Annotated in this window: 1 protein-coding gene and 1 pseudogene; both read left to right on the top strand. The window is 64.3% G+C overall.

Annotated elements, in window-relative coordinates:
- A pseudogene (locus tag C453_RS19310) lies at positions 1–136 on the top strand (rolling circle replication-associated protein); the annotation flags it as partial.
- A 975-nt stretch (positions 137–1,111) separates the two neighbouring features.
- On the top strand, positions 1,112–1,870 hold a 759-nt coding region (locus C453_RS19305; protein WP_008327253.1), incomplete at its 3' end, for a rolling circle replication-associated protein.

The raw sequence follows: 1,870 nt of genomic DNA, 5'->3' as shown, positions 1-1,870 counted from the left end.
CGGCGACGATCGTGACGGCAGTGCGCTCGAGGAGGACTGGTCACTGATGGCGTGGGATCCGATCGTCGAGGACTGGGTGTCGGCTGCGTCGGGAGACTTCCGGCGCGACGAGGATAGAGGACCGCCACCAGACTAGATCGGTCGGTCCCACCGCGAGGTGAGAGGTGCCGGGTGGGGTCCCCCTAGACACCGTTATAGGTCCCTGTGGTGGGTGGTGGGGTCGGTTCGATTTTCGGCGACCCTTGCGCCGTCCTGCGATTAGGGAGCGGAGGGGCGAGTGATTGTGGTGGGAGAATCGCAAGACGGCGGTAAGTTGTGGCGGTTCAGACAGGGGTATCCTTACGCCGTCCTGCGATTGTACGGATAGGGCCGGGATTCGACAGGGGGAAGAATCGCAAGACGGCGGTAAGTTGTGATGGGTGATACTCCGGGGCGATCGGCGACCCCTGCGCTGTCATGCGGTTTCGGGTTCTGTCTGGCTATGGTTAGAACTGCTAATAACAATATGTGGGCGTGTTGGTAGTATCGGGATAGGTAGATGTTCTGCCGGGGTGAAAGGTCAGTATTCTTTAAGGGGCTAGTCGTTCTCGTCGCAGTCAAAGCTACGCAACGTGAGTGAATGCCCGGAGAAGGCCCGGGCGACGGACGATTCCACCGGACGCGATTTGTGGCAGAATCGCCCGGTGGAAACCTCTTGGCCGGAGGGTTCGTCCTCGCTCTGTCCTCTCTCAGCCGAGTCAGTAAGTGTTTCGACGGTTCACGGAAACGCTCGGTCTGGACGACTAAGCGCCGATCCACCGCAAGGATCGGGCGATCTTGATTTGCCCGAGAGCCGGCGTACCCGGCTCGAGGGCCGCCCGATCCGCACGCCCCCGACCGGCGGGAGGGGGCTATCTTGTGCGGTGGCGGTGCGGCGGCGGTGCGGTCTTTACTCGACGCTAGTTAGAACAACTCAAGAGCCGCTATGCTTCGCCAATTCAGGCGTTCCACCGTGCGGTGCGGTAGAAGACGTGCCGGTGGCTATGGTGCGGTGCGGTGCCACCGGCTCGTCTTCGTCGCGGTCGTCGGATAGTGCCGCCCCAGCTGGGCCGGACGTGCTGTCGGGCCACTCGTGGAGCAGCTCGCGATCGCGTCGGTCGGGGTGGTCGGAGTGAGCGCGGATCCCGTCGACGGCGAGGTCGAGTTGGATGAGCAGTCACGGCTCGGTCGGGACTGGGATTGCGGGCCGGATCGGGAGCGGCCGGACTGCCGGAAGGACTTGGCGCACCTGAAGTACCAGACAGAATCGGGGGAACAGGCGTCGTACCGTTGCGGTTCGTGGGACTGCGAGTGTTGCGGCCACCGGCTGAGGATGGGACTGATCGAGGAGATAGAACGGATCACGGAGGAGCGCCCGGAGATGCGTCGGTTCCTGACGCTCACAGTGGACCGCAGAGCGCCCGCGTCGAAGGAGGAGAAGCACGAGTACATCACCGATCGGTGGAACGCGCTGAGGACGGAACTGAGGGACCGCTATCCAAACCTGTCGTATCTGTGGGTGCGGCACGAGGGAGACGAGCGGGACCGGCCGCACCTGCACCTGCTCGTGGATCGGTTCCTGCCGCAGCGGGAACTGTCGCAGTTGGCCGAGCGCGTCGGCCTCGGCCGGGTGGTGGACATCCGGCGGGTGGACGCACGGAACGCGGCGCACTACATCAGTGCGTACCTCGGTCGTGGCTCGCTGTCGTTCCTGCCGTCGGGGTCGCGGCGGTACGGATCTAGCGCCGACGTCGATCTCGATCCACGCGATCCGGGCGGCGACGATCGTGACGGCAGTGCGCTCGAGGAGGACTGGTCACTGATGGCGTGGGATCCGATCGTCGAGGACTGG

Source organism: Haloferax elongans ATCC BAA-1513 (assembly GCF_000336755.1).
Classification (GTDB): domain Archaea; phylum Halobacteriota; class Halobacteria; order Halobacteriales; family Haloferacaceae; genus Haloferax; species Haloferax elongans.
Note: the sequence above shows the minus strand (reverse complement) of the source record. Positions and strands in the feature narration are given on the sequence as shown.